This is a genomic window from Thermodesulfovibrio sp., assembly GCF_049969575.1.
GTDB classification, from domain to species: Bacteria; Nitrospirota; Thermodesulfovibrionia; order Thermodesulfovibrionales; family Thermodesulfovibrionaceae; genus Thermodesulfovibrio; species Thermodesulfovibrio obliviosus.
In genome coordinates, this window is record NZ_JBMFOO010000032.1 from 1 (window position 1) to 2,680 (window position 2,680).

General features: G+C 37.6%; 4 protein-coding genes. All 4 read left to right on the top strand.

Annotated elements, in window-relative coordinates:
* The coding region (dsrA, locus tag ACP5O9_RS07570; protein ID WP_428723758.1) for a dissimilatory-type sulfite reductase subunit alpha at positions 1-1,090 on the top strand (1,090 nt) is incomplete at its 5' end.
* 23 nt (positions 1,091-1,113) lie between these two features.
* Positions 1,114-2,229 carry a dissimilatory-type sulfite reductase subunit beta gene (dsrB, locus tag ACP5O9_RS07575; RefSeq protein WP_428723759.1) on the top strand — a complete coding sequence of 372 codons (1,116 nt, stop codon included), beginning with the start codon at positions 1,114-1,116 and terminating at the stop codon, positions 2,227-2,229.
* Between the two features lie 53 nt (positions 2,230-2,282).
* Complete coding sequence (locus ACP5O9_RS07580; protein ID WP_353686128.1) at positions 2,283-2,507, top strand: hypothetical protein; 225 nt, start codon at positions 2,283-2,285, stop codon at positions 2,505-2,507.
* 71 nt (positions 2,508-2,578) lie between these two features.
* Positions 2,579-2,680, top strand: a 102-nt coding sequence (locus ACP5O9_RS07585) for a CinA family protein (protein ID WP_428723769.1), incomplete at its 3' end; no start/stop codon positions are given.

A 2,680-nucleotide genomic window follows, 5' to 3' on the forward strand; every position in this document is an offset into this window, starting at 1 on the left:
ACAGTTAGAGAAAAGTTACAGAGACAAGATGACTTACTGGAAACATGGAGGTATTGTTACAGTAAGAGGATATGGAGGAGGAGTTATTGGAAGATATTCTCAATTACCAGAGCAATTTCCGAATGTAGCTCACTTTCATACTTGTCGTATTAATCAACCAGCAGGATTGTTTTATACTTCTGCTGCAATAAGATTTTTCTGTGATTTATGGGACAGATTTGGAAGCGGGCTGACAAACATGCATGGTTCAACAGGCGATACAGTTTTGCTTGGAACAACAACTAACAATCTTGAACCAATTGCTACTGTACTTAGTCTTAATGGATTTGATATTGGTGGTTCTGGTTCTGCGTTGAGAACTCCAAGTTGCTGTGTTGGTCCAGCAAGATGCGAGTGGGCAATGATTGACACACTTGATATTACTTACGAAATAACTCAGGAGTTTCAGGATGAACTCCACAGGCCGCAGTTTCCATACAAGTTTAAGTTTAAAATAGTAGGATGCCCGATTGACTGCAATGCTGCAATAGCTCGTGCAGACTGTTCAATAATTGGAACATGGAAAGGTCCAATAGAGATTGATCAGGACAAGGTAAAAGATTATGTTAAAAAGGGCGTAAATATTCAGGAAGAAATAGTGAATATGTGTCCTGGAAAGTGTATAAGCTGGGATGGAAATACATTAAAAATAAATAATGAAGATTGTCGTCACTGTTTCCATTGTATTGCAAAACTTCCAGGAGCACTGAAACCTACTCCTCCATTTGGAGCAATGATACTTATTGGTGCAAAAGCACCATTTGTTATTGGTGCAACTCTTTCCTGGGTAATAATCCCATTTATGGAAATGAAGCCGCCTTATGACGAGCTAAAAGAACTTACAAGAAAATGGTGGGATTGGTGGAATGAGTATGGAAAGAACAGAGAAAGAATTGGTGAACTTATTCTTCGTCGTGGAATGAGAGAATTCCTTGAGATTTCCGGTCTTGAACCAATACCAGAGATGGTTAAAGAGCCAAGAAATGATCCGTTCTTCTTCTGGAAAGAGGAAGATCTTGAAAAGAAGCCTTGGGAAGCATGGACAAAATAATAAAAAAATAAAGGAGGTTTAAAATGGGTGAAATTCCTGAGAAATTTTTTATTCCTGATGTAGTAGATGTAAAACAAAGAAAAACAGATATAGGACCACCTCATTACAAAAACTTTTTACCCCCAGTAATCCAGAAAAACTATGGAAACTGGAAAACTCATGAAATTTTAGGTCCTGGATTAATGGTTCATATAGCAAATTCTGGAGATAAACTCTGGACAGTAAGGATTGCCTCTCCAAGACTGTTAAGTACAACTACATTAAGAGATTTTGCTGATATTGCTGATAAGTATTGTGATGGATACTTTAGATTTACAACAAGAAACAATGTCGAGTTTCTTGTCTCTGATGAAAGCAAAGTAAAACCTTTGATGGATGAACTCAAGGCAAAAGGATACATGATTGGAGGAATTGGTCCAAGAGTAAGCAATATTGTTCATACACAAGGATGGGTTCACTGCCATTCATCAGCAACTGATGCCTCTGGTTTGGTTAAATGCATAATGGATGAGCTTGCTGACTACTTTACAACAAAAGAACTTCCAAATAAAGTAAGGATTGCAGTTGCATGTTGTACAAACATGTGTGGTGCGGTTCATTGCTCAGACATAGCGCTTGTTGGCATTCATAGAAAAATGCCAAGGATTGATCATGAAAGCTTTAAAAACCTTTGCGAGCTTCCAACTACAATGGCTTCATGCCCAACAGCTGCAATAACACCTGATCCAGCAAAGAAATCAGTAAAAATCAATGCAGAGAAGTGCATGTACTGTGGAAACTGCTTCTCAGTTTGTCCTGCCCTTCCAATTGCAGATCCAGTAAATGATGGAGTTGCAATAGTCGTAGGTGGAAAAGTTGGTAATCTAAGAACTCCACCAAAGTTTTCAAGGCTTGCTGTAGCATATTTACCTAATAATCCACCAAGATGGCCTGAAGTTACAAAAACAATTAGGAAAATTTTTGATGCCTATGCTGCTGGAGCAAAGAAGCATGAGAGAGTGGGCGAATGGATTGATAGGATTGGTTGGGAGAAATTTTTTGCAGTAACTGGGTTACCATTTACATATCAGCATATTGATGATTGGACATACGCTTTCACAACATACAGAACTACAGCTCAGGTCAAATGGGTTAAATAATAGGGAGGTTTTTGCCTCCCTTATTTAAATTTTTATGAAGGGAGTGATTTAAAATGGATAAGGAGGAGCTTAAAAAGCAGATTTATGAGCTTATCAAACAATCAACAGGGAAAAAGAAATACAAACAGATGGATGTAATAAAACATTTTAGAGAAAAGGGAGTTCCTGATGCTGAGACAAAAGCAGCAATAAGAGAGCTCATTGATGCTGGAGATTTAATATATACTTATTTTGGGGGAAGCTATATAGAACTTGGAGAAAAAGCCAAAGGTGCTTAATAGGAAGGAGGGTTTGGCCCTCCTTTTTTATTTTTTGTCATTCCCAGCACTTTTTTTGTTATAATTTGTTCATGAGCTTTTTAAATTCTATTGCGTTTGATATTGTTAAAAATTTTACAGAAAAACAAAAGACTCTATCAACAGCAGAATCCTGCACAGGTGGGCTTGTTGCC